Raw genomic sequence first — 20,189 nt, forward strand, 5'->3', positions numbered from 1 at the left:
GGCTACGCCCCCGGCTTCGTTGCAATGCTCACGACGCGGGGCTCGCGCACGACCACGTTGACGATCTCGCGATCGCCGATCGCTCGCTGCACGGCGGCGGATGCTCGGGCCAGCGCCTCGAGGTCGCTGCCGGCGATCGTCGGCGGCACCTCGAGCCGGTCGCGCACCTTGCCGTCGACCTGCACGACAGCGGTCACCGACTCCTCGGTGAGCAGTGCCGGATCGGCTCCACGCCATCCGTAGCTGGAGATCGTTGCCGGATAGCCCAGTCGCTCCCACATGTCTTCCGCCGTGTAGGGAGCGAAGAGGCTGAGGCCGAGCGCGATGGTCTCGACGGCCTCGCGCACCGCCGGATCGGCGCCGCCGGGGCCCTTGTCGACGGCCTTGCGTGTCACGTTGACGAGCTCCATGATGCGGGCGACGACGACATTGAACTTGAATGCCTCGATGAGTCCGGGCGCCTCGGCCAGGAACCGGTGGGTGACCCGGCGCAGGGCGATATCGCCCTCACGCCAGTTGACCTCGGGCTTGCTCGTGACGTCTCCCGCCAGTCTCCACGCTCGGGCGAGGAACTTGGAGGATCCGGCCGGCGACACGTCTGCCCAGTCGATGTCGTCTTCGGGCGGGCCCGCGAAGGCCATTGTGAGCCGCACAGCGTCGACGCCGTGCTCGTCGAGCTGATCGCTCAGCTGCACGATGTTGCCCTTCGACTTCGACATCGCCGAGCCGTCCATCAGCACCATGCCCTGGTTCAGCAGCGCGCTGAACGGCTCGGTGAACGAGACGAGTCCCAGGTCGAACAGCACCTTGGTGATGAAGCGCGCATAGAGCAGGTGCAGGATCGCGTGCGTGACGCCGCCGACGTACTGGTCGACGGGCGCCCACTTGTCGACGTCTTTCGGGTCGAAGGCCTTCTCGCTGTCGTGCGGGTTGAGGAAGCGCAGGAAGTACCAGGAGCTGTCGACGAAGGTGTCCATCGTGTCGGCATCGCGCAGCGCCGGCGTTCCGTCGAGAGGGTTGGTCACGTTGACCCAGTCCTCGGCAGCACCCAGCGGCGAGCTTCCGCGCGGCTTCAGGTCGAGACCGTCGCTCGGCGGCAGCAGCACGGGCAGCTGGTCTTCGGGAACGGGAATCTCCTCACCGTTCTCGCCGTGGATGATGGGAATCGGGGTACCCCAGTAGCGCTGGCGCGAGATCAGCCAGTCGCGCAGCCGGTAGTTCTTGGCGGGACGACCGGCACCCTGCTGCTGCAGGATCTCGATGGCCTTCTTGATGGCGTTGACCTTCGAGAGCCCGTTCAGCGGGCCGGAGTTCATGAGACGCCCGTCGCCCGCGAGGGCCTCGCCCGTGACGGCGGGGTCGTAGCTGCCGAAGTTCGGGTCATCCAACATCTCGTCGGTGATGATCGGGATGGCGCCGGTCGCCGGAGCGGTGACGTCGACGACCATGCGGATCGGCAGGTCGAAGGCGCGAGCGAAGTCGAGGTCGCGCTGGTCGTGGGCGGGAACGGCCATGACCGCACCGGTGCCGTAGTCGGCGAGCACGTAATCGGCTGCCCAGATGGGCATGCGCTCACCGTTGACGGGGTTGATCGCGTAGCGCTCGAGGAACACGCCCGTCTTGGGGCGGTCGGTGGACTGGCGCTCGGTCTCGGTGCTCTTCTGCACGGCGGTCAGATAGGTCTTGAACGCCTCCTGCACCTCGGGCGTGGACTCTGCTGCCAGTTCGATCGCGAGATCGGAGTCGGGAGCGACGACCATGAAGGTGGCACCGAAGAGCGTGTCGGGGCGGGTGGTGAACACGGTGACAGGCTTGTCGCGACCCTCGACGACGAAGTCGACGTCTGCGCCGATCGAGCGCCCGATCCAGTTGCGCTGCATACTCAGCACCTTCGAAGGCCAGCTGCCTTCGAGCTGGTTCAGGTCGTCGAGCAGGCGGTCGGCGTAGTCGGTGATCTTGAAGTACCACTGCGTGAGCTTCTTCTTCACGACCACGGCGCCGCTGCGCTCAGAGGTGCCGTCGGGCAGGACCTGCTCGTTGGCGAGAACCGTCTGGTCTACCGGATCCCAGTTGACCCAGCTGGCCTTGCGGTAGGCGAGACCCTTCTTGTACATCTGCAGGAACAGCCACTGGTTCCATTTGTAGTACTCGGGGTCGGAGGTGTGCAGCACGCGGTCCCAGTCGAACGACGCTGCATAGCGGCGCATGCTGCGCTTCTGCTGCTCGATGTTGTCGTAGGTCCACTGGCGCGGATCGAGGCCGCGCTTGATGGCGGCGTTCTCGGCCGGCAGCCCGAAGGAGTCCCAGCCGATGGGATGCAGAACGTTGAAGCCCTGCTGACGCCAGTAGCGCGCGATCACATCTCCGAGCGCGTAGGCCTCGGCGTGACCCATGTGCAGGTCGCCCGACGGGTAGGGGAACATGTCGAGGACGTACTTGCGCGGACGCTTGTCGCCCTCGAGGTCGGTCTTGAAAGGCTGCATCTCGTCCCAGCGTGGCAACCACTTGTTCTGGATGGCGGCGAAGTCGTAGTGGAGGGCCGGGTCGTTGCGGGGGTCGTACTGCTCGGCGCTCGTCGTTTCGATGGTCACGCGACTCTCAATTCCTGCTTGGGTTCGGCTGCTGGGGCCAAGATCGCCGCGATACACACTGGGGATGCACGACACGAAGCGTGGCATGGGGGCGCGGCAGCAATCCATCGTACTAAACCTGCCCGGACCGTATCGTTGAAGGCGTGGATGCGATCATCACCGGTGTAGACGGCGTCACCCGTTGCGGGTGGGCCCACTCGGCGCCGGAGATGCTGCCGTATCACGACGACGAGTGGGGCAGGCAGTTGCACGGCGACCGAGCCCTGTTCGAGAAGCTCTGCCTCGAGACCTTCCAATCAGGGCTCTCGTGGATCACGATTCTGCGCAAACGCGAGGCCTTCCGCGCCGCCTTCGCCTCGTTCGACATCGACCGTGTCGCCGCATTCGACGATGGCGACGTCGAGCGACTCCTGACAGACGCCCGCATCGTGCGCAACCGCGCCAAGATCACCGCCTCCATCGCGAACGCCCGAGCGACGAAGTTCCTCGTCGACGCACAGCCAGGCGCTCTCGACGCTCTTCTCTGGGGCTTCGCTCCCCCTCGTCGCACGGTCGCGCCCGAGTCGTACGCCCAGGTTCCCTCGTCGACCCCGTTCTCGGCGGCCGCGAGCGCAGCCCTCAAGAAGCTCGGCTACCGCTTCGTCGGGCCGACGACCATGTATGCGCTCATGCAATACGCGGGTCTCGTGAACGATCACGCCGCCGGATGCCATCTGGCCGTGGGAGAACCCGGGGCGCTCTAGCCCGGCCCGGCGCTACAGACCGAGCGCATCCAGCAGCGGCCTGGCCTTGATGCGCGTCTCTTCGACCTCGTCTTCGGCGATCGACAGGGCCGTGATGCCCCCGCCTGTGCCGATGGATGCCCCGCGCGGCGTGAGCACGACGCTGCGGATGACCATGGCCAGGTCGAGCGCCCCGTCGAGGCTCAGATAGCCGAAGACGCCGGCGTAGATGCCGCGCGCCCCGCCCTCCAGCCCGTTCAGGATGCGCATGGCACTGATCTTGGGAGCCCCCGTCATCGACCCGGCGGGAAAGAGGGCGGCGACTGCGTCGAGCGAGTCGGCGTCAGGCGCGAGCCGGGCCGTGACCGTGCTGACGAGCTGATGCACGGAGCTGTAGCTCTCGATCGCCAGGAGGCTCGTCACCTCGACAGAGCCGAGCTGCGCCACCCGGGAGAGATCGTTGCGCATCAGATCGACGATCATGAGGTTCTCGGCCCGCTCCTTGTCGCTCGCGAGAAGCTCCTCCTTCAGCCGCTCGTCATCGACCGCGGTGAGACCACGCGGCCGCGTTCCCTTGATCGGCTTGGTCTCGACGGCTCCCGCAGCGTCGACGCGCAAGAAGCGCTCGGGGCTGGCGCTGACGAGGGCGACGCCGCCGATGCGCAGATACCCGCCATGGTGGCTCGCGTTCGAGCCGCGCACCGCGAGGTACAGCCCCAGAGGGTCGGGGTGCACCTCGGCGGTGATCTCGTTCGTGAGACAGAGCTGGTAGGCGTCTCCCCGCCTGATCGACTCCTGGCACTCGCGTACGAGCCGCGCATAGTCGGCGGGGTCGTGCCGCCATCGGGCGCTCGGTGCCGCAGGCGACTGCCGGATGCGGGCGGCTCGTGCAAGGGGAAACGGCTCGAGAACCGATGGGCGCTCGAGACGAAGGGCCTCGAGACGGCGCCCCGTGCGCTCGAGCCAGCCCTCGGCATCCGGTTCGCCCTCGAGCGCGAGGAGCGTGACCACGCCCGCCCGATGATCGAACGCGATGGCCCGGGTCACCCACAGCAGAGCGGCGCCGGGCAGGGGTGTCGGCGCCGTGTCGACTCCGTGCTCGGCAGCGCCGAACTCGTACGACAACCAGCCCACCCATCCGAGAGCGAACCCCTCGGAATCGGCCCCGACCACGCCGGCCGCTCGGCGGCGCTCGCGAAGATCGTCGATCAGGGACGGCAGATCGACCGGTGCATCGACAGGCTCGCCGGCACCGAGATAGCTCGTTCCCAAGGCGGCGCCTCGACCGGAGTCGAGCCAGAACGCGTTCGTCGCCCGACCGTAGACCTCGATGAACACCCGCTCGGGATCGACCCAGTGATCGAGTGCTCTGGTGACGACGCGGCGGGACACTGTAATAGCGTAGGCCGTGTGATCGCGCCCCGCTTCTTCGTCTGGACAGGGCGAGAACTGGCAGAGACTCCGGATGTCCCGGCGCACGACGGCGTGCTCGTGGCCGACAGCTGGCTGGTCGCCGACGGGGGCGTACGGGCCCTGCAGCTGCATCGCGACAGATTCCTTCGCGGCGTCGCATCGCAGACGAGCATCGACTCGCCCGCGACGGAGAGCTTCTGGCAGGCGGCGGTCGATGCACTCCCCCGCACGGGCGAGTGGTTTCCCCGCGTCGAGGCGCTGCTGATCGGCGGCGAGCCGACCCTCGCCCTCCGCCTGCGGCCCGCACCCCCTCTCGGCGCCTCCGTGCGCGTGGCCTCGCTCGACGAGGGCGATCCGAGGACGGTCTCCACGGTGAAAGGCCCCGATATCGAGCGGCTCGGCGCGCTGAAGAGCGAAGCTGCGCAGAACGATGTCGACGAGCCGATCATCGTCTCGGCCGCGGGGCACATCATCGACGGAGCCACGAGCGCCGTGCTGTGGTGGCGCGGCGACCGCCTGTTCGCTCCGTCGGCGTCGCTCGGCCGGGTCGACAGCGTCACGGCGAAGTCGATCCGGCTTCTGGCCACGGCAACAGGAACGGACACCGGCGAGGAGTTCGCGACCCCGGCCGACCTCGCGGGCTGCGAGGTGTGGGTCGTGAACGCGCTGCACGGCATCCGCGTCGTGACGTCATGGAGAAACGGACCGGCACTCGCGCGCACCCATGGCCGAGCGACCGCGTGGCAGCGCCGCCTCGACGCGCTCGTGCGGCCGATCTCCTGACCCGCTCAGCCGAGATGCAGGCGGCCCGTGATCAGCTCGGCGGGCACGGGCAGATGGCTGATGATCACCACTGCGCGTCGCCCATCGGGGTCGGCGGATGCGGACAGCAGGTCGCGCAGCAGCGCATCGGCCCGCCCCGGGTCGACGTTGGCCGTGGGTTCGTCGAGTACGAGTACTGGGAAGTCGGCGAGCAGCGCTCGGGCGAGCGCGATCCGCTGACTCTGACCTCCCGAGACGAGCACGCCGCGCTCGCCGACCCGGGCGTCCAGACCGCCGCGCTGCTCGACCCACTCCGTGAGGCCCACGCGCTCGAGAACCGCGATCAGATCGTCATCTGAGGCGTCGTCTCGAGCGAAGAGCAGGTTCTGCCGAATCGACTCGTCGAACAGGTAGGGAATCTGCTCGCTGAGGCCGATCGTGCGCCTGACCTCGGCCAGAGGAAGGCTGCGCACATCGACGCCGCCGAGACGGTACGACCCCTCGAACTCGAGGAACCTCACGAGGACGTGCGCGAGCGTGGTCTTTCCCGATCCGCTCGAGCCGGTCACCAGGATGCGATCTCCCGGCGACACGGTGAGGTCTATTCCCCGAATGGCCGGCGATGATTCCTGTGGCCACGACGCCGACACGTCGCGAAGCTCGATCACCGCGTTCGATGCGTCGACGGTGTTGCTCCCGGCTCCCGGCCTGTCGAGAGGAATCTCCGGGGGAACGATCTCGGGCACAGCGGAGCCTATGCGCTCGGCGCTGGAGCGGACCTGACGGAGGGCCGACAGCGCGAGCGGCACGCTCGACATCACCTCGAAGACGGCGATCGGCACCAGCGCGATGATCGCCAGCACTGGCCCGTCCAGGCCGGAGGATCCGAGAGCCGGGATGCCGACGAGCAGCCCGGCGACGCTCGCCGCGCCCGCGAGCAACGACAGGATGCCGGTTGCGACTCCGGTGCCCGCCGCACTCGAGAGCACGGCGCGGGTCAGGCGCGCGTCGGCCCGTTCGACAGCAGCCAAGCGCTCAGCGGTCGCATCGAACGCGGTCAGGACATCGAGATTCACCACCGTGTCGAGGACCTCGTCGGCGAAGGCGCCGCGCAGCGGAGCGATCGACCGCTCGGAGCGCGCGGCGATGAGGCTGTTGGCGGCGGTTCCCACTAGTGCGGCGAGCACCAGAGCCACCAGAAGGGCGATCCCCGCCGACGGAAGAAGGATCCAGACCGTGGCCACACTCGTGGCGGCTACGGCGCCCGAGATCAGCAAAGGCTGAACAACCCGCAGGGGAAGGTTCTGCAACTCGTCGACGTCGGCGGTCAGCCGGGTGAGTAGATCTCCGCGCCGCGTGCCGGCAAGGCCGTCGGGAGCGATGGGCACGAGGCGCTCGTAGATGCCGACGCGCAGCGTGGCCAATGTTCGGAACGCGGCATCGTGGCTGGCGAGACGGTCGGCGTAGCGGAAGCCGGCGCGGCCGAGGGCGAAGGCACGAACGCCGACGATAGCCATGTTCAGGTAGAGAATGGGCGGCATCTCGGCGGCACGGGTGATCAGGTACGCCGAGGTCGCGAGCAGACCGACCGCGCACAGGGCGCTCAACAGTCCGAGCAGGGCTCCGGGAGCGAACCTCCTGGCGCTCGGCTGCGCGAGACGCAGGATCTCGGTCGTGCGCATCAGGCAGCCATCGCAGCCGGCTCGAGCGAGAGGATGCTGTCGGCGGCTCGCGCGACCGCCTCGCGGTGCGTCACCACGATGAGAGTGAGCGTTCTGGACTCGCTGAGGCGGCGGAGGCCGTCGATGAGCCTCGACTCCGACAGCTCGTCGAGTGCCGAACTCGGCTCGTCGAGCACCAGTACGGCCGAGTGCCGCTCGAGCGCGCGGTAGACCGCGCGAGCAATCGAGACCCGCTGCGCCTGCCCGCCCGACAGGCCCGCTCCGGCGACCCCGAGCATCCGGTCGAGCTCTATCTCGTCGGCCGCGGCGACGCCGAGGGCTCGCGCGGCCAGCGCGCGATCGGGTGCGCGACTTCCGAGAGCCACGTTCTCGAAGACCGAGCCGGCAAGCAATCCTGGGCGCTGGCCGCACCACGAGATCCAGTCGCGACCCGTTACACCGGCCTCGATCGTGCGGCCGCCGAGTGTGACGACGCCCGTGTGACCGACGAAGCCGAGCAGGGCGGCCACCAGCGTCGACTTGCCGACGCCAGACGGACCTGTAATGGCGGTGAAGCTGCCCGTCGAGAACTCCGCATCGATCGGCCCGATCACCGGCCGCTCACCGTACGCCGCGCCGAAACCTGTCAAGACGAGGGTGCCCGCCGACGGCCGATCGGGCGCGCTCTCGACCATCGTCTCCGCCTGCTCTGCCGACGCCGCGTCGAGAATCTCGAAGACGTCGTCGGCGGCGGCTACGCCGTCTGCCGCGGCGTGGAATTGAGTGCCCACCTGTCGCAACGGAAGGAAGGCTTCCGGCGCGAGCAGCAGCACGAACAGGCCGACCGACAGGCCCAACGACCCGTCGATCAACCGAAGGCCAACAGAGACGGCGACCACGGCGACCGCGAGGCTCGAGACGAGTTCGAGCACGAAGCCGCTGAGGAACGATACCCGCAGCACCTTCATGGTCTGCACCCGGTACTGCTCGGTGACACTGCGGATGCGCTCGGCTTGCCGTGCGGCGCGTCCGAACAGCGTCAGCGTCGCGAGACCCCCGACGACGTCGAGGAAGCTCGTTGAGAGGGTGTTGAGCAATCGCCACTGCTTCTTCTGAACGGTCTGTGTCGCCCAACCGATGAGGATCATGAAGACGGGGATGATCGGCAGCGTCAGCACCACGCCCAGGGCGCTCGGCCAGTCCTCGAGAAAGATCACGAGAACGACGATTGGCGTGGCGATGGCGGTGAGGATCAGCTGAGGAAGATAGCGGGAGAAGTATGTGTCGAGCGCGTCGAGGCCGGGGCCTGTGACGGTGGCCACCGAGGTCGCGTTGCGCTCGGCCATCCATCCTGGGCCCAGCTGCGTGATGGCGGCGAGGACGCGCGAGCGCAGCTGACTCTTGACCCGGGCTGCTCCCCGCGTGCTCGTCACCTCTGCGATCCACAGAAGTGCGGCGCGTGCCACCACGACGCCCGCGAGCGCGGCGATCATCGGCATCAGCTCGGAGAGACTCTGCCCGTCGATCGCCCGCACGATCACCTGGCTGAGAAACCAGGCGAACAAGACGATGCAGGCGGTCTGCGCCAGCCCGATCAGTGCACCGGCCATCAGAAACGCCCGGGCTGCCCGGGCGTAGCCGAGCAGCCGAGGATCGAGAGGTTTCACTCGTCTAGTGTGCCGCCTGTGCACCCTCGATGTGCGCACGGGTGACTCTCTTACGGAACACCCAGTACGTCCAGCCCTGGTAGGCGAGGATCAGCGGGAGCGAGATGAGAGCCACCCAGGTCATGACCTGGAGCGTATATGCCGACGACGACGCGTTCACGATCGTGAGACTGTTGGCCGGGTTGTTCGAGGCGGGCATCACATCGGGGAACAGCGACAGGAACAGGCTGAGCACAGCGAACGCGACAGTCGCCGCCATGGCGCCGAACGCCCACCCCTCGCGGCCACGGGCGTTCGCGAGCACTGCGGCGATCAGCGTGACCGCTGCGACCGCAGACAGCACGGCCGACCAGAAGCTGCCGTACGCCAGCGTCGTCCAGAGCAAGAAGGCTGCGGCGACGACGATGGTGAGGATTCCCGAGCGGGTCGCCAGCCGACGTGCCCGCTGCTGCAGTTCCCCGTCGGTCTTCAGTGAGATGAACAGGGTGCCGTGGGTGAAGAAGAGCAGCAGTGTGGTGACCCCAGCGAGAAGGGCATAGGGGTTCAGCAGGTCGAAGAACGAGCCGGTGTAGTTGAAGCCCTCATCGAGCGGAACACCTCGAACGATGTTGCCGAATGCGACGCCCCACAGCAGGGCAGGAACAGCCGAGCCGATCACGATCATCGCGTCGAATCGACGCTTCCACGCGGCCTCGGGCCGTTGGTGCCGGTACTCGAACGAGACTCCTCTCAGAATGAGCGACAGCAGAATCAGAAGCAGCGCCAGGTAGAACCCGGAGAACAGGGTCGCGTACCACTCGGGGAACGCGGCGAACAGCGAGGCACCGGCGACGATCAGCCAGGTCTCGTTGAGATCCCAGATCGGGCCGATGGTGTTGATGATGACGCGGCGGTCGGTGTCGTCTTTTCCGAGGAACGGAAGAGACATGCCGACACCGAAGTCGAACCCGTCGAGCACGAAGTAGCCGATGAAGAGGAACGTGATGATTCCGAACCAGACAATGGTGAGGTCCATGATCAGTACACCGTCGTTTCCTGGCGCCTGACGCCGGTCTCGGGATGGGGTTCGGGCAGATCGTCCGGCCCCTTCTGGGCGGCCTTCTTGATGAGCTTGAATTCGACGACCGCGAGTGTTCCGTAGATGAGAGTGAAGGCGATCAGCGAGATCAGCACCTCGAGGCCGCTGACATTCGGGGAGACACCGTCTGCTGTCTTGAGCAGGCCGAACACCAACCAGGGCTGTCGCCCCATCTCGGTGAAGACCCAGCCCATGATCATGGCGCCGAGCGAGAGCGGGAAGCTCCAGATGGCCGCCTTCCAGATCCACCGACTCCACCGACCGGCCAAGAGGCGCGCACCGAGGGCACTCTTTCTCCGCGTGAGCACGAGGCCGACGAAGGCCACGACGATGTGCAGCAGGCCGAGGCCGATCATCCAACGGAACGCCCAGTAGGTGACCCAGATCGTCGGCGTGTAGTCGCCTGGACCGTACAGCTGCACGTATTGCGCCTGCAGGTCGTTGATGCCCTCGACTGTTCCGTTGAAGGTGTGTGTCGACAGAAACGAGAGCAGATACGGGATGCGGATCGAGAAGAGCTCGCTGACGCCGTCGGGGGTGCCGAGCGTGAAGACCGAGAACGACGCGTCAGCACCCGTCGAGGTCGTGTACATCGCCTCCGCCGCCGCCATCTTCATAGGCTGCGTCTGCACCATGGCGAGACCGAGCGAGTCCCCGCTGAGCACGGTGAGCGCGCCGGCGATCATCATCATCCACAGGCCGAACTTGAGCGCGGGCCTCATAGTGTCGAGGTGCTGATTGCGTGAGAGGTGCCAAGCCGCGACGGTGACGATGAGGCCGGCGGCGACCATGAAGCAGGCGAAGATCGTGTGCGGGAAGGCCGCGAGCGCCACCTTGTTGGTGAGGAGAGCCCAGATGTCGGTGAGTTCGGCGCGCCCCTTCGCCTCGTTGATGTCGTAGCCCACCGGGTTCTGCATGAACGCATTGGCGGCGATGATGAAGTAGGCCGAGAGGATGCTGCCGACCGCGGTCGCCCAGATGGTGGCCAGGTGCAAGCCGCGAGGCAGCTTGTCCCACCCGAAGATCCAGAGTCCGATGAAGGTCGCCTCGAAGAAGAACGCGAGGAGGCCCTCCATCGCGAGAGGTGCACCGAACACGTCACCCACGAACCGCGAGTAGTCCGACCAGTTCATGCCGAACTGGAACTCCTGCACGATTCCCGTGACCACGCCCATGGCGAAGTTGATGAGAAAGAGCTTTCCGAAGAACTTCGTGAGCTGCAGGTACTTCTCTTTGTTCGTGCGCACCCAGGCGGTCTGGAACAGCGCCACGGTAAGCGCCATGCCGATCGTGATGGGCACAAAGAGAAAGTGGTAGACGGTGGTGAGGCCGAACTGCCAGCGCGACAGGAGCAGTGGATCGAGCCACTCGTTCATGGAGGGTTCCCCTTCGGAAGTAGACTTCTACACAACGTAGAAATCCTTCTTCTACAGAGCGTAGAACATATCGAAACGAAAAGGTAGTCTTGTCGCATGATCACTCTCGGCGTACTCGAGCGTTCGGTGATGAACGCCCTGTGGGAGTCCCCCGACGGCCTCTCCGCCCCCGAACTCGGAGAACGACTGGTGGCGGCAGAGGCGCCCGCCAAACGTCGCGAACTCGCGACCACCACTCTTCTCACAGTGCTCTCCCGACTCGAGAGCAAGGGCTTCGTGTCGCGCAGCCGCGCCACGAGGCCGCACCGCTATCACGCGGTCAACTCCCGATCGGAGCACACGGCCGAACTGATGCACGAGGTACTGCAGCTCGCTCCCGATCGAGACGATGCCCTCGCCCGTTTCGTGGGTGGGGTCTCGCCGACCGAGGCCGAGACGCTTCGCCGGCTCCTCGCATCCCGCGGCACCGGTAACTGACGGTGACCGGAGCCTGGGTCGGGCTCGCGGTTCTCGCCCTCGCTCTGGCGTGGCCTGTTCCCATCGCCCTGTCGAAAGCAGCGTGGCCGGCTCGTGCTCCCGGCACGGCGCTGGCCCTGTGGCAGGCAGTCGCTCTCTCGGGCGGTCTCTCGATGATCGGAGCGCTGCTGGCATTCGGCCTAACGCCCTTCGAGAATGATCTCGGCGTCGCGTCGAATCTCCTCTCAGGCCACCTTCTCGACGGCGCCTTGCCCACACAGACCGGCGCCCTGCAGATTGTCTCACTCGCCGGCGCCGTCGTGCTCGGTGTGCACCTCGTACTTAGCCTGGCGACAACGGCGGCCAACACGGCCCGCGAGCGCCGTCGGCACCGTGCGCTGATCGAACTCCTCAGCTCTCCACTGCAGGGAAGCCCCGACACCCGCATGCTCGATTTTCCGGCGCCGGTCGCCTACTGTCTCCCTGGCGTCCGCTCGATCACCGTGCTCACCGAAGGCCTCGTTCGGGTTCTGGATGCCGCGCAGCTCCGCGCGGTCCTGGCCCACGAGCGGGCCCACCTCCGCCAGTATCATCACCTCGTGCTTCTCGCCTTCAAGGCATGGAACATCGCCCTGCCCTGGTTTCCCATCGCGAACCGCGCCGAGAAGGCTGTCGCTCTTCTCGTCGAGATGCTCGCAGACGACGATGCCCGCCGCGAGGTCGATGACGCCTCGCTCGCCACGGCGATCGCTATCGTCGGCTCCCCCTGGCGAGATGTCGACCCCGCTGCCGCTCCCATCGCGGCGGATGAGATCGTGCCGGAAGCAGATCCCGAGACTCTCGGGGCACGGGTATCGCGTCTGATCTCACCACCCGGCTCTCTCACCCGCGCGGCTCGTGCGCTCGTGCTCGCGAGCGGGGTGGCGCTCGTCGCCGCGCCGGTCGCTGTACTCGTCGCTCTGCTGTGATCGGACCGATGCTCAGGTCGCGAAGACCGACAGGTCGTATGCTCGGGGCGTGAACGAGATTCTCACCTGGATCCTCGACACCGTGTCAGGTGTGGATCCCGTATGGCGCACCCTCATCGCGGGTGTCGCCATGCTGCTCGAGACGAGCATCCTGCTCGGCCTCATCGTGCCGGGAGATACGGTTCTGCTCGTCACCGCCACCGGCGTGCAGGGACCGGTTCAATACGTCGCGCTCGCGCTGGCCTCCATCGTCGGCGCGCTCGGCGGCGAGAGCATCGGTTTTATGCTCGGGCGCTACTTCGGCCCGCGCATCCGGCACTCACGACTCGGCCGACGCATCGGAGAGCGGCACTGGCAGCGGGCAGAGCGATATCTCGATCGCCGCGGCGGCATCGCCGTGTTCCTGTCGCGCTTCCTCCCGGTTCTGCACTCCCTCATCCCCGTCACCGTGGGCATGAGCACGATGAGCTACCGTCGGTTCATCTCATGGACGCTGCCCGCGTGCATCCTGTGGTCGTTCGCCTACGTCACCGCAGGCTCGGTCGCCGCTGGCAGCTACCGCGACCTGGCCGACCGTCTGCACTTCGCGGGGTATATCTTCGTGGCAGCCATCGTGGTCTTCGTTATCGTGGTGGTCATCGTGAAGAAACTCATCGCGCGCGGTGAGGAGAGGCATATGAATGACGAACTCGACTCCCCCGACGCCGCCGATCGAGGCACACTCCCCCACTGACACATCCGACGACTACTCCTCGATCGACTACCGCCCTGCGGCGGTGATCCGCTGGGGCCTACCGCAGTTCGCCATCGGTCTGGGACTGTTCGTCGGCATCATCGTCGCGGTGAACCTCCTCTCGCTGTTTCTGCCGACATGGGCACAGAGCCCGCTGCTTTTCGCTGCAATCATCATCGGGTACGGAGCACTGTTCCTGACCGCCCTCCGTGCAGCGCGCTCACGCGGATCCGGATCTCTCGCAGAGGACTTCGGTCTGCGGTTTCGACTCGTCGATCTGGCCATCGGCCTCGGCGTCGGAATCGCGGCGAAGATCGTCGGATTCATCGTCGCGATTCCGCTGCTGCGACTGACCGGCGGCGCGCCCGCCAGCAACGTGCCGGTGCAGAGCGAGCTTCTCTGGATCATCCTCAATACCGTGGTGGCCACCGCCCTCGTGGCCCCCCTCGTCGAAGAGCTCTTCTTTCGTGGCCTGCTGCTGCGCGCGATTCGGAACGGCATCCTGCGCGGACGCGCGTCGCGTCCGCGCACGGCTCAGCCGAGTGCGGCCAGGGCACGCGGCGCTCTGCTCACCAGCGTGCTCATCTCGTCTGTCGCGTTCATGGCCTTGCACCTGTATCAGGCACGCGACCTCGCGACGCTCGTCGTACTCGGGAGCGCGACGCTCATTCTCGGACTGGCGAACGCCGCACTCGCGACGCGCACCGGGCGGCTCGGGCCGGGCATCGTCGCCCACATGGTCTTCAACGGCGTGGCTCTTGTCGGTTTCTTCGCCACTCGCTGATCGGAAGGCCAGGGTCCACACGCAAGCGGGCCCGTCGACCTCAGTCGACGGGCCCGCTTGCGTGACGGAACGAGACTAGAAGAGCTTCTTGTCGTCGAGCCAGGCCTTGGCGATGACCTCGGCAGACTTCTGGTCGTTGACACTCTGCGCGTTGAGGTCGACCAGGTCTTCCTCCGTCAGCGCGGCGCTGACCTTGTTGATGATGCCGGCCGCCTTGTCGTCGACCTTGGTCGACGCGACGGGAACGATGTTGTCTGCGACGAACAGGCCGTCGGGGTCGGCCAGGGCGACGAGGTTGTTCGACTTGATGTTGGGGTCGGCGGTGTAGATGTTGCCGAGCTGAATCGTGTTGTCGACCAGCGCCTTGACCGTCAACGGTCCGCCGGAGTCCTCGATCGACTGGAAGGTGGTGTCGATTCCGTACTTCTCTTTCAGAGTGGCCGGACCGTAGGGGCGGGTCTCGAGTTCGGCGTTGCCGCCGACCACGATCGGGGTCTTCACGTTCTTGAGCGAGGCGATGTCGGTGAGCTTGTTCTCTTTGGCGTAGGCCTCTGTCACCGTGTACGAGTTCTGGTCGGACGCTTCGGATTTGTCGAGCACACGAAGGCCCTTGGGCAGAGCGGACTCGAGCTCGGTGTAGACCTCGTCGCTCGTCGTCGCCTTGGTGTCGGGCTTGAGTGCCTGCAGCAGGCTTCCGGTGTACTCCGGGAACAGGTCGATCTTGCCTGCCTTGATCTCGGGAAGGTACACCTCGCGCTGGCCGATACGGAACTGGCGGTCGACAGTGTAATCGTTCGCCTCGAGAGCCTGCGCGTAGATCTCCGCGATGATCTCGCTCGAGTAGTAGTCCTGCGAGCCGATGACGATGGAGTCGGTGCTGGCCGATCCGGCGTCCAGCGGATCGGATGTCGAGCACCCTGCCAGCGCCACCACGGCACCGACCGCGATAACGCTTGCGACGATCCGGCCCTTCTTAATGTTTGCTGTGAACATCGTTATTTCCTCTCTTCGGTGGGAGACCCCACCACCGCGACGCGTCGAGGTGACGACGTGCGGACATCCGTGTTCTGGTTTGCGACGACGCCGCGTGGTACCACCAACTTCTGCAGCAGCGCGAAGATTCCCTCGCTGAGCAGCGCGAGCGCGATCACGAGGAGCGATCCGGCCAGCATCTGGGGGTAGTCGTTCGACTTCTGGCCCACGAAGATGAAGTGGCCGAGGCCGCCCGCACCCACGTAGTCGGCCAGCGTCGCAGTCGCGATGATCTGCAGCGTTCCCGACCGCAATCCGCCGATGAGCAGCGGAAGACCGAGCGGAACCTCGACCTTGGAGACGATCTGCCACTCGGTCATACCCACGGCTCGAGCGGCGTCGATGGTGCGCCGATCGACGGCTTCGAATCCCGAATAGGCGCCGGCCAGAATAGGCGGCACGGCGAGGACGATGAGCGCGATGAGCGGTGCCTCAAGCCCCACGCCCAACCACAACGCGAGAATGATCAGCAGTCCGAGCGTCGGAAGCGAGCGGAAGCCTCCGGTGAGGCTCACGGCGAGAGTGCGCCCCTTGCCCGTGTGCCCGATGAGATACCCCACGGGAATAGCGATCGCGCTCGCGACCACCAGAACGAGCAGGCTGATTCCGAGGTGCTGAACGAGTCGGGTCGGTATGCCATTGGCTCCAGCCTGATGGGCTGGGTCGAAGATCCACGCGAAGGCGTCGACAAGGAGATTCACGCCGCCACCCCCGCATCAGAGGGAAGGGCTCGTCGCACGCGCTTGGATGACACCACATGTGTCCACGGCATCAGTACCCGACCGACGAGAACCAGTGCGAAGTCGATCAAGAGCGCAAGAGCGATCGTGGCGACCATTCCGGTGGCCACCTCGGCAACGATGTTGCGCTGAAGACCATCGGTGAAGAGCAGACCGAGACTCTTGATGCCGAGCACGGCCCCCACCGTCACGAGACTGACCGTGCTCACCGCGACCACGCGGATTCCGGCGAGGAGCACGGGCCCGGCCAGCGGCAGATCGACTTTCCAGAATCGCGTCCAGGGCGAGAATCCCATGGCCGTCGCCGACTGCGTGACGTCTGATGAGACCGAGCCCAACGCATCCGCCGTCGTGCGCACCATAAGAGCGATGCCGTAGAGAGTGAGAGCGACGATGACGTTGACGGAATCGCGGAGACCCGTACCGAGGATGATCGGAAGGACGACGAAGAGCGGTAGCGACGGGATCGCGTAGAGCAGCCCGAGAACGGTGAGCAGCACACCGCGGCTCCAGCGGTAGCGATTGGCAAGCCAGCCGATCGGCACCGAGATGATGAAGCTCAGAATGATGGGCGGGATGCTGAGGGCCAGGTGCTCGGCGGTTCGTTGCCCGATGAGGGGCAGATTCTCGATGACCCAGTTCACGTCGGGACTTCTTCGCCGGTGCCGGCTGATCCTTCGACGAGCACACCGGCTGCGCGACCCTCGCTGTCGAGCACAACGTCGCGCCCGTCGCGCCGGTCGATGTGCAGCGCTCTCTTGCCCTTGGTCGCTCCGATGAAGTCGGCCACGAATTCGTTCGCCGGTGCGGTGAGAATCTCGGTGGGCGACCCCTTCTGCACGATGACGCCACCCTTCTGCAGGATCACGACCTGGTCGCCCAGCAGAAATGCCTCGTCGATGTCGTGGGTGACGAAGACGACCGTCTTGTCGAGTTCACGCTGCAGGCGAATGAGCTCGTGTTGCAATTCGGCGCGCACGAGCGGGTCGACCGCGCCGAACGGCTCGTCCATCAGCAGGATGTTCGGGTCGGCCGCGAGGCCGCGTGCAACTCCCACACGCTGCTGCTGGCCCCCCGAGAGCTGACTCGGGTAGCGATTCGCCAGCGCGCGGTCGAGGCCGACCGTATCGAGGAGTTCGAGAGCTCGGGCGTGGGCCTCTCTTTTGGGCACCCCATTGAGAAGAGGCACGGTGGCGACGTTGTCGACCACCTTGCGGTGAGGAAGAAGCCCCGAGTTCTGCATCACATAGCCGATCCGACGGCGGAGCTTCACTCTGTCGAGCCCGACGATGTCTTCACCATCGATCTCGATCGAACCGGCAGTGCGGTCGATCATGCGGTTGATCATGCGAAGGATGGTGGTCTTGCCGCAGCCGGATGACCCCACGAAGACCGTGGTCTTGCGCGACGGGATCACGAGGCTGAAGTCCTCGACGGCCAGAGTGCCGTCGGGAAACCGCTTCGAGACCTGACGGAATTCGATCATGTCATGGCCCGTTCGTCTGGCGCGCCTGTGCGCACGCGTGTGACATCAGCCAAACATGACCCGACCTAATAGGCAAAGCATGCGAGCCGGGAATGACGAACTGTGTCTGGCAGGCTAGAGTGCGCCTCTTTACAGACTCAAGCGGGCCGTGCGTCGCCCTCGTCGTAGCGGGTGAGATAGTCACGGACAACCTGCTCGCATTCGTCGATGATCGTCTCATCGCCCGTGCCGCCGAGCATGAACGCACGAACCAGCAAGGCGTCGATCATCGTGACGGAGACCTCGAGGCGTGTCAGGAGAGCGGCATCCTGAGAGACACCGTAGTTCTCGACCACCACATCGTGAAGATTCTGAGCGATGCGGTGGGTCTTGATGCGCGACACGTCGGTCTCGGGCGACGACACCAGGTCGCCGAGCCTGATCGACGTGAATCCGACCTCATTCCGGTGCATCGCGACCGAGGAACCGATCGACACCACGACAGCGTCGATCCATGTCTCTGGCTTCTTCTCGACGACGTCGGCCTCGAACTGTCGCAGGAAGCGCTCCACGCTGCGTGTTCCGAGCGCCGTCAAGACAGCGATGCGGTCGGGGAAATACCGGTACACGGTGCCGATGGAGGCCTCGGCACGGTCTGCGACCAGTGCTGTGGTGAGCCGTTCGATTCCCACTTCGTCGACCACGGCGGCCGCCGCGTCGAGCAGAGCAGCGATGCGATCGGAGCTGCGAGCCTGGATGGGTTCGTTGCGCACCTGCACGGCTTCGGCACGGACTTCCTCGGTGACGTTGTTCACAGGCACGGCGCCGATCCTTTCATGAGGGATGTGCTGACCATCTTAGTTGCGTCAGGGCGGCAGAATAGAGAACATGTGTGGTCGTTTCGTCGTGTCCCGTACAGCCGGTGACCTGGTCGCCGTCTTCGACGTCGACGTGGAGGGCGCAGGGTTGCCCGAGCCGTCGTGGAATGTGGCTCCGACGCAGCAGATTCCGGTGATCATCGACGCGATCAATCGCGCAGCCGCGACCGATGAAGACGCGCCCGCCGTGCTGAGGCGGCTAGAGCCGGCCCGCTGGGGACTCGTGCCGGCGTTCGCGACCGGGCCCGCGGCATCCGCGCCCCTGTTCAACGCTCGCATCGAGACGGCGGCCGAGAAACCGGCGTTCCGCGAGGCCGTTGCCGCGCGCCGCGCAGCGATTCCGGCCTCGGGCTACTACGAGTGGCTTATCGCGCCCGACGGCAGCAAGACGCCGCAGTTCGTCTCGGCCGGCGACGATGAGCCGATCCTCTTCGCCGGATTGTACGAGTGGTGGCGCAATCCCGCCGTAGCTGCCGACGATCCCGCCCGCTGGCTGCTCTCGACCACCATCCTGACCCGGCCGGGCGCTGGGCCGCTCGGGTCGTTGCACGAGCGCATGCCCGTGTTCCTCGAGCCGGGCCTGATGGAGGACTGGCTCGATCCGCGCACGACGGGAGACGCTGGGCTTCTCGCCGACATCTCACTGGCCGCTGAGGAACTGGCCGAGGATATGGTGTTCCACACCGTCGGGGCCGCTGTGGGTTCGGTCGGCAACAACTCGCCGGAGCTGGTACTGCCGGTCGACTGACGCCGGGGCAAATCGGATGCGTGCGACACTGGGGTGTGCGGAAATCGGATAAGCCCCTCTCGGCCAAGCAGGGCGCCGAAGTCATCATTCACCGCGCGGCCCGCATCGAAGACGCGGTGCACGAGTTCCGCCAGAAACGCGCGCAGGCCAGGGGCAAGATACCCACGGTCATCCCGTACACCGGCTACGGTTCGACCAGCTGGGTTCGGGTCCTTGCCCGGGTACTCCTGACGACCCCGCCCCGGCCTGGTTCGCGAGAACATCGAATAGCCCGAACACAGCACGAGAGCGTGCGCGGCTGGAGGAGCTTCACGAGCGTTCCCTTCGGCAATGCCTCGGTCACGGTCGAAGCGGGCGGTAGATCTCACGCCGTCGCAGCCGATCGGGGCGGCGTCGTCGATGCCGTCATCGAGGTCGCACTCGAGCCCGGTTGGCAGACGGTCACCATCGGAATCGAGGGTGGCCAGACGGTCGAGGCTCCCATCTTCGTGCTCGATCCCTCCTCACGCTTCGGCGTCGTCAGCGACATCGACGACACCGTGATGGTCACGGCCTTGCCGAGGCCTCTGCTCGCCGCCTGGAATACCTTCGTGCTCGACGAGCACGCTCGAGTGCCCACACCAGGCATGGCCGTGCTTCTCGAACGATTGACGACCGAGAACCCCAGCTCCCCCGTCGTCTACCTGTCGACGGGTGCGTGGAACGTCGCGCCGACGCTCAGCCGGTTCCTCTCGCGCAACCTCTATCCCGCCGGCCCCCTGCTCCTCACCGACTGGGGACCGACGCACGACCGCTGGTTCCGCAGTGGACGCGAGCACAAACGTGAGAACCTGCGGCGCCTCGCCCGAGAGTTTCCCGATGTGCGCTGGTTGCTCATCGGTGACGACGGGCAGCACGACGAGGAGATCTATGCCGACTTCGCCATCGACTATCCCGACAGCATCGCGGCCGTAGCGATACGACAGCTCTCGAACAGCGAAGCCGTGCTTGCCGGCGGCCGTTCGAAAGACGAGGTGCACACGGAGCGCACCGGCGCGACCTGGGTGTACGCCCCCGATGGTGCCGGCCTCTCTACTCAGCTCACCGAAGCCGGCATCCTCTAGCTCTCCTGGTCG

Annotated in this window: 19 protein-coding genes; 8 read left to right on the top strand and 11 right to left on the bottom strand. The window is 66.1% G+C overall.

Annotated features, from left to right (window positions below; all coding sequences use genetic code 11):
- Positions 1–2 precede the first annotated feature (2 nt).
- Positions 3–2,483, bottom strand: a complete 2,481-nt coding sequence (gene leuS / locus B9Y86_RS15455; protein WP_425319479.1) for a leucine--tRNA ligase — start codon at positions 2,481–2,483, stop codon at positions 3–5.
- A 251-nt stretch (positions 2,484–2,734) separates the two neighbouring features.
- Between leuS and B9Y86_RS15460 the strand changes: the two genes are divergently transcribed.
- Positions 2,735–3,334 carry a DNA-3-methyladenine glycosylase I gene (locus B9Y86_RS15460; protein ID WP_176223387.1) on the top strand — a complete coding sequence of 200 codons (600 nt, stop codon included), beginning with the start codon at positions 2,735–2,737 and terminating at the stop codon, positions 3,332–3,334.
- 12 nt (positions 3,335–3,346) lie between these two features.
- Here B9Y86_RS15460 and B9Y86_RS15465 read toward each other — a convergent pair whose 3' ends face one another.
- Positions 3,347–4,705: an anthranilate synthase component I family protein gene (locus B9Y86_RS15465; protein ID WP_085487753.1), complete on the bottom strand. Its 1,359-nt coding sequence runs from the start codon at positions 4,703–4,705 to the stop codon at positions 3,347–3,349.
- Positions 4,706–4,723: 18 nt separating this feature from the next.
- On the opposite strand from B9Y86_RS15465, the gene B9Y86_RS15470 reads away from it, so the two are divergent.
- The gene (locus tag B9Y86_RS15470; protein ID WP_217809220.1) at positions 4,724–5,509 is read left to right on the top strand and encodes an aminotransferase class IV; all 786 of its coding nucleotides are present in this window, start codon (positions 4,724–4,726) and stop codon (positions 5,507–5,509) included.
- A gap of 5 nt (positions 5,510–5,514) precedes the next feature.
- Here B9Y86_RS15470 and cydC read toward each other — a convergent pair whose 3' ends face one another.
- Genes cydC through B9Y86_RS15490 form a run of 4 tightly spaced genes read right to left on the bottom strand, consistent with a single transcriptional unit; the run spans position 5,515 to position 11,270 of the window.
- Entirely contained in the window at positions 5,515–7,170 is a 1,656-nt protein-coding gene (cydC, locus tag B9Y86_RS15475; RefSeq protein ID WP_085487755.1) for a thiol reductant ABC exporter subunit CydC, read from the bottom strand.
- Positions 7,170–8,816, bottom strand: a complete 1,647-nt coding sequence (gene cydD / locus B9Y86_RS15480; RefSeq protein ID WP_244894787.1) for a thiol reductant ABC exporter subunit CydD — start codon at positions 8,814–8,816, stop codon at positions 7,170–7,172. The genes cydC and cydD overlap by 1 nt, the downstream gene beginning before the upstream one ends.
- A 4-nt stretch (positions 8,817–8,820) precedes the next feature.
- Positions 8,821–9,831, bottom strand: a complete 1,011-nt coding sequence (gene cydB / locus B9Y86_RS15485; RefSeq protein WP_085487757.1) for a cytochrome d ubiquinol oxidase subunit II — start codon at positions 9,829–9,831, stop codon at positions 8,821–8,823.
- A 2-nt stretch (positions 9,832–9,833) separates the two neighbouring features.
- Positions 9,834–11,270 carry a cytochrome ubiquinol oxidase subunit I gene (locus B9Y86_RS15490; protein ID WP_085487759.1) on the bottom strand — a complete coding sequence of 479 codons (1,437 nt, stop codon included), beginning with the start codon at positions 11,268–11,270 and terminating at the stop codon, positions 9,834–9,836.
- Between the two features lie 96 nt (positions 11,271–11,366).
- Here B9Y86_RS15490 and B9Y86_RS15495 point away from each other — a divergent pair, with 96 nt between their 5' ends.
- Genes B9Y86_RS15495 through B9Y86_RS15510 form a run of 4 tightly spaced genes read left to right on the top strand, consistent with a single transcriptional unit; the run spans position 11,367 to position 14,211 of the window.
- Positions 11,367–11,747, top strand: coding sequence for a BlaI/MecI/CopY family transcriptional regulator (locus B9Y86_RS15495; RefSeq protein WP_055774399.1), 381 nt, complete (start codon positions 11,367–11,369; stop codon positions 11,745–11,747).
- A gap of 2 nt (positions 11,748–11,749) precedes the next feature.
- A complete protein-coding gene (locus tag B9Y86_RS15500) occupies positions 11,750–12,694 on the top strand; it encodes a M56 family metallopeptidase (RefSeq protein WP_085487761.1) in 945 nt (314 codons plus the stop codon).
- Positions 12,695–12,743: 49 nt separating this feature from the next.
- The gene (locus tag B9Y86_RS15505; RefSeq protein WP_085487763.1) at positions 12,744–13,427 is read left to right on the top strand and encodes a DedA family protein; all 684 of its coding nucleotides are present in this window, start codon (positions 12,744–12,746) and stop codon (positions 13,425–13,427) included.
- Positions 13,375–14,211, top strand: a complete 837-nt coding sequence (locus B9Y86_RS15510; RefSeq protein WP_085487765.1) for a CPBP family intramembrane glutamic endopeptidase — start codon at positions 13,375–13,377, stop codon at positions 14,209–14,211. The genes B9Y86_RS15505 and B9Y86_RS15510 overlap by 53 nt, the downstream gene beginning before the upstream one ends.
- Positions 14,212–14,286: 75 nt before the next feature.
- Here B9Y86_RS15510 and B9Y86_RS15515 read toward each other — a convergent pair whose 3' ends face one another.
- The 5 genes from B9Y86_RS15515 to B9Y86_RS15535 form a co-directional block, all read right to left on the bottom strand.
- Complete coding sequence (locus tag B9Y86_RS15515; protein ID WP_085487767.1) at positions 14,287–15,204, bottom strand: ABC transporter substrate-binding protein; 918 nt, start codon at positions 15,202–15,204, stop codon at positions 14,287–14,289.
- A 2-nt stretch (positions 15,205–15,206) separates the two neighbouring features.
- Positions 15,207–15,944, bottom strand: a complete 738-nt coding sequence (locus tag B9Y86_RS15520) for an ABC transporter permease (RefSeq protein ID WP_085487769.1) — start codon at positions 15,942–15,944, stop codon at positions 15,207–15,209.
- Positions 15,941–16,627 (bottom strand): ABC transporter permease, encoded by a 687-nt coding sequence (locus B9Y86_RS15525; protein WP_085487771.1) that lies wholly within the window; start codon positions 16,625–16,627, stop codon positions 15,941–15,943. Before B9Y86_RS15525 ends, B9Y86_RS15520 begins: the two co-directional genes overlap by 4 nt.
- Complete coding sequence (locus B9Y86_RS15530; protein WP_085487773.1) at positions 16,624–17,469, bottom strand: ABC transporter ATP-binding protein; 846 nt, start codon at positions 17,467–17,469, stop codon at positions 16,624–16,626. Before B9Y86_RS15530 ends, B9Y86_RS15525 begins: the two co-directional genes overlap by 4 nt.
- A 137-nt stretch (positions 17,470–17,606) precedes the next feature.
- Positions 17,607–18,269, bottom strand: coding sequence for a TetR/AcrR family transcriptional regulator (locus tag B9Y86_RS15535; RefSeq protein WP_176223388.1), 663 nt, complete (start codon positions 18,267–18,269; stop codon positions 17,607–17,609).
- A 67-nt stretch (positions 18,270–18,336) separates the two neighbouring features.
- Between B9Y86_RS15535 and B9Y86_RS15540 the strand changes: the two genes are divergently transcribed.
- Together B9Y86_RS15540 and B9Y86_RS15545 are read left to right on the top strand one after the other, a co-directional pair.
- A complete protein-coding gene (locus B9Y86_RS15540) occupies positions 18,337–19,074 on the top strand; it encodes an SOS response-associated peptidase (protein WP_085487777.1) in 738 nt (245 codons plus the stop codon).
- Positions 19,075–19,109: 35 nt separating this feature from the next.
- Positions 19,110–20,177: an App1 family protein phosphatidate phosphatase gene (locus B9Y86_RS15545; RefSeq protein WP_085487901.1), complete on the top strand. Its 1,068-nt coding sequence runs from the start codon at positions 19,110–19,112 to the stop codon at positions 20,175–20,177.
- Positions 20,178–20,189 lie beyond the last annotated feature (12 nt).

Source organism: Agreia pratensis (assembly GCF_900177685.1).
Taxonomy (GTDB): Bacteria; Actinomycetota; Actinomycetes; order Actinomycetales; family Microbacteriaceae; genus Agreia; species Agreia pratensis.

Coding starts and splice junctions, on each gene's coding strand:
- leuS (WP_425319479.1), bottom strand. CDS start 2,483: ATGCAGCCTTTCAAGACCGACCTCGAGGGCGACAAGCGTCCGCGCAAG.
- cydC (WP_085487755.1), bottom strand. CDS start 7,170: ATGCGCACGACCGAGATCCTGCGTCTCGCGCAGCCGAGCGCCAGGAGG.
- cydB (WP_085487757.1), bottom strand. CDS start 9,831: ATGGACCTCACCATTGTCTGGTTCGGAATCATCACGTTCCTCTTCATC.
- B9Y86_RS15490 (WP_085487759.1), bottom strand. CDS start 11,270: ATGAACGAGTGGCTCGATCCACTGCTCCTGTCGCGCTGGCAGTTCGGC.
- B9Y86_RS15495 (WP_055774399.1), top strand. CDS start 11,367: ATGATCACTCTCGGCGTACTCGAGCGTTCGGTGATGAACGCCCTGTGG.
- B9Y86_RS15510 (WP_085487765.1), top strand. CDS start 13,375: ATGACGAACTCGACTCCCCCGACGCCGCCGATCGAGGCACACTCCCCC.
- B9Y86_RS15515 (WP_085487767.1), bottom strand. CDS start 15,204: ATGTTCACAGCAAACATTAAGAAGGGCCGGATCGTCGCAAGCGTTATC.
- B9Y86_RS15530 (WP_085487773.1), bottom strand. CDS start 17,469: ATGATCGAATTCCGTCAGGTCTCGAAGCGGTTTCCCGACGGCACTCTG.
- B9Y86_RS15540 (WP_085487777.1), top strand. CDS start 18,337: ATGTGTGGTCGTTTCGTCGTGTCCCGTACAGCCGGTGACCTGGTCGCC.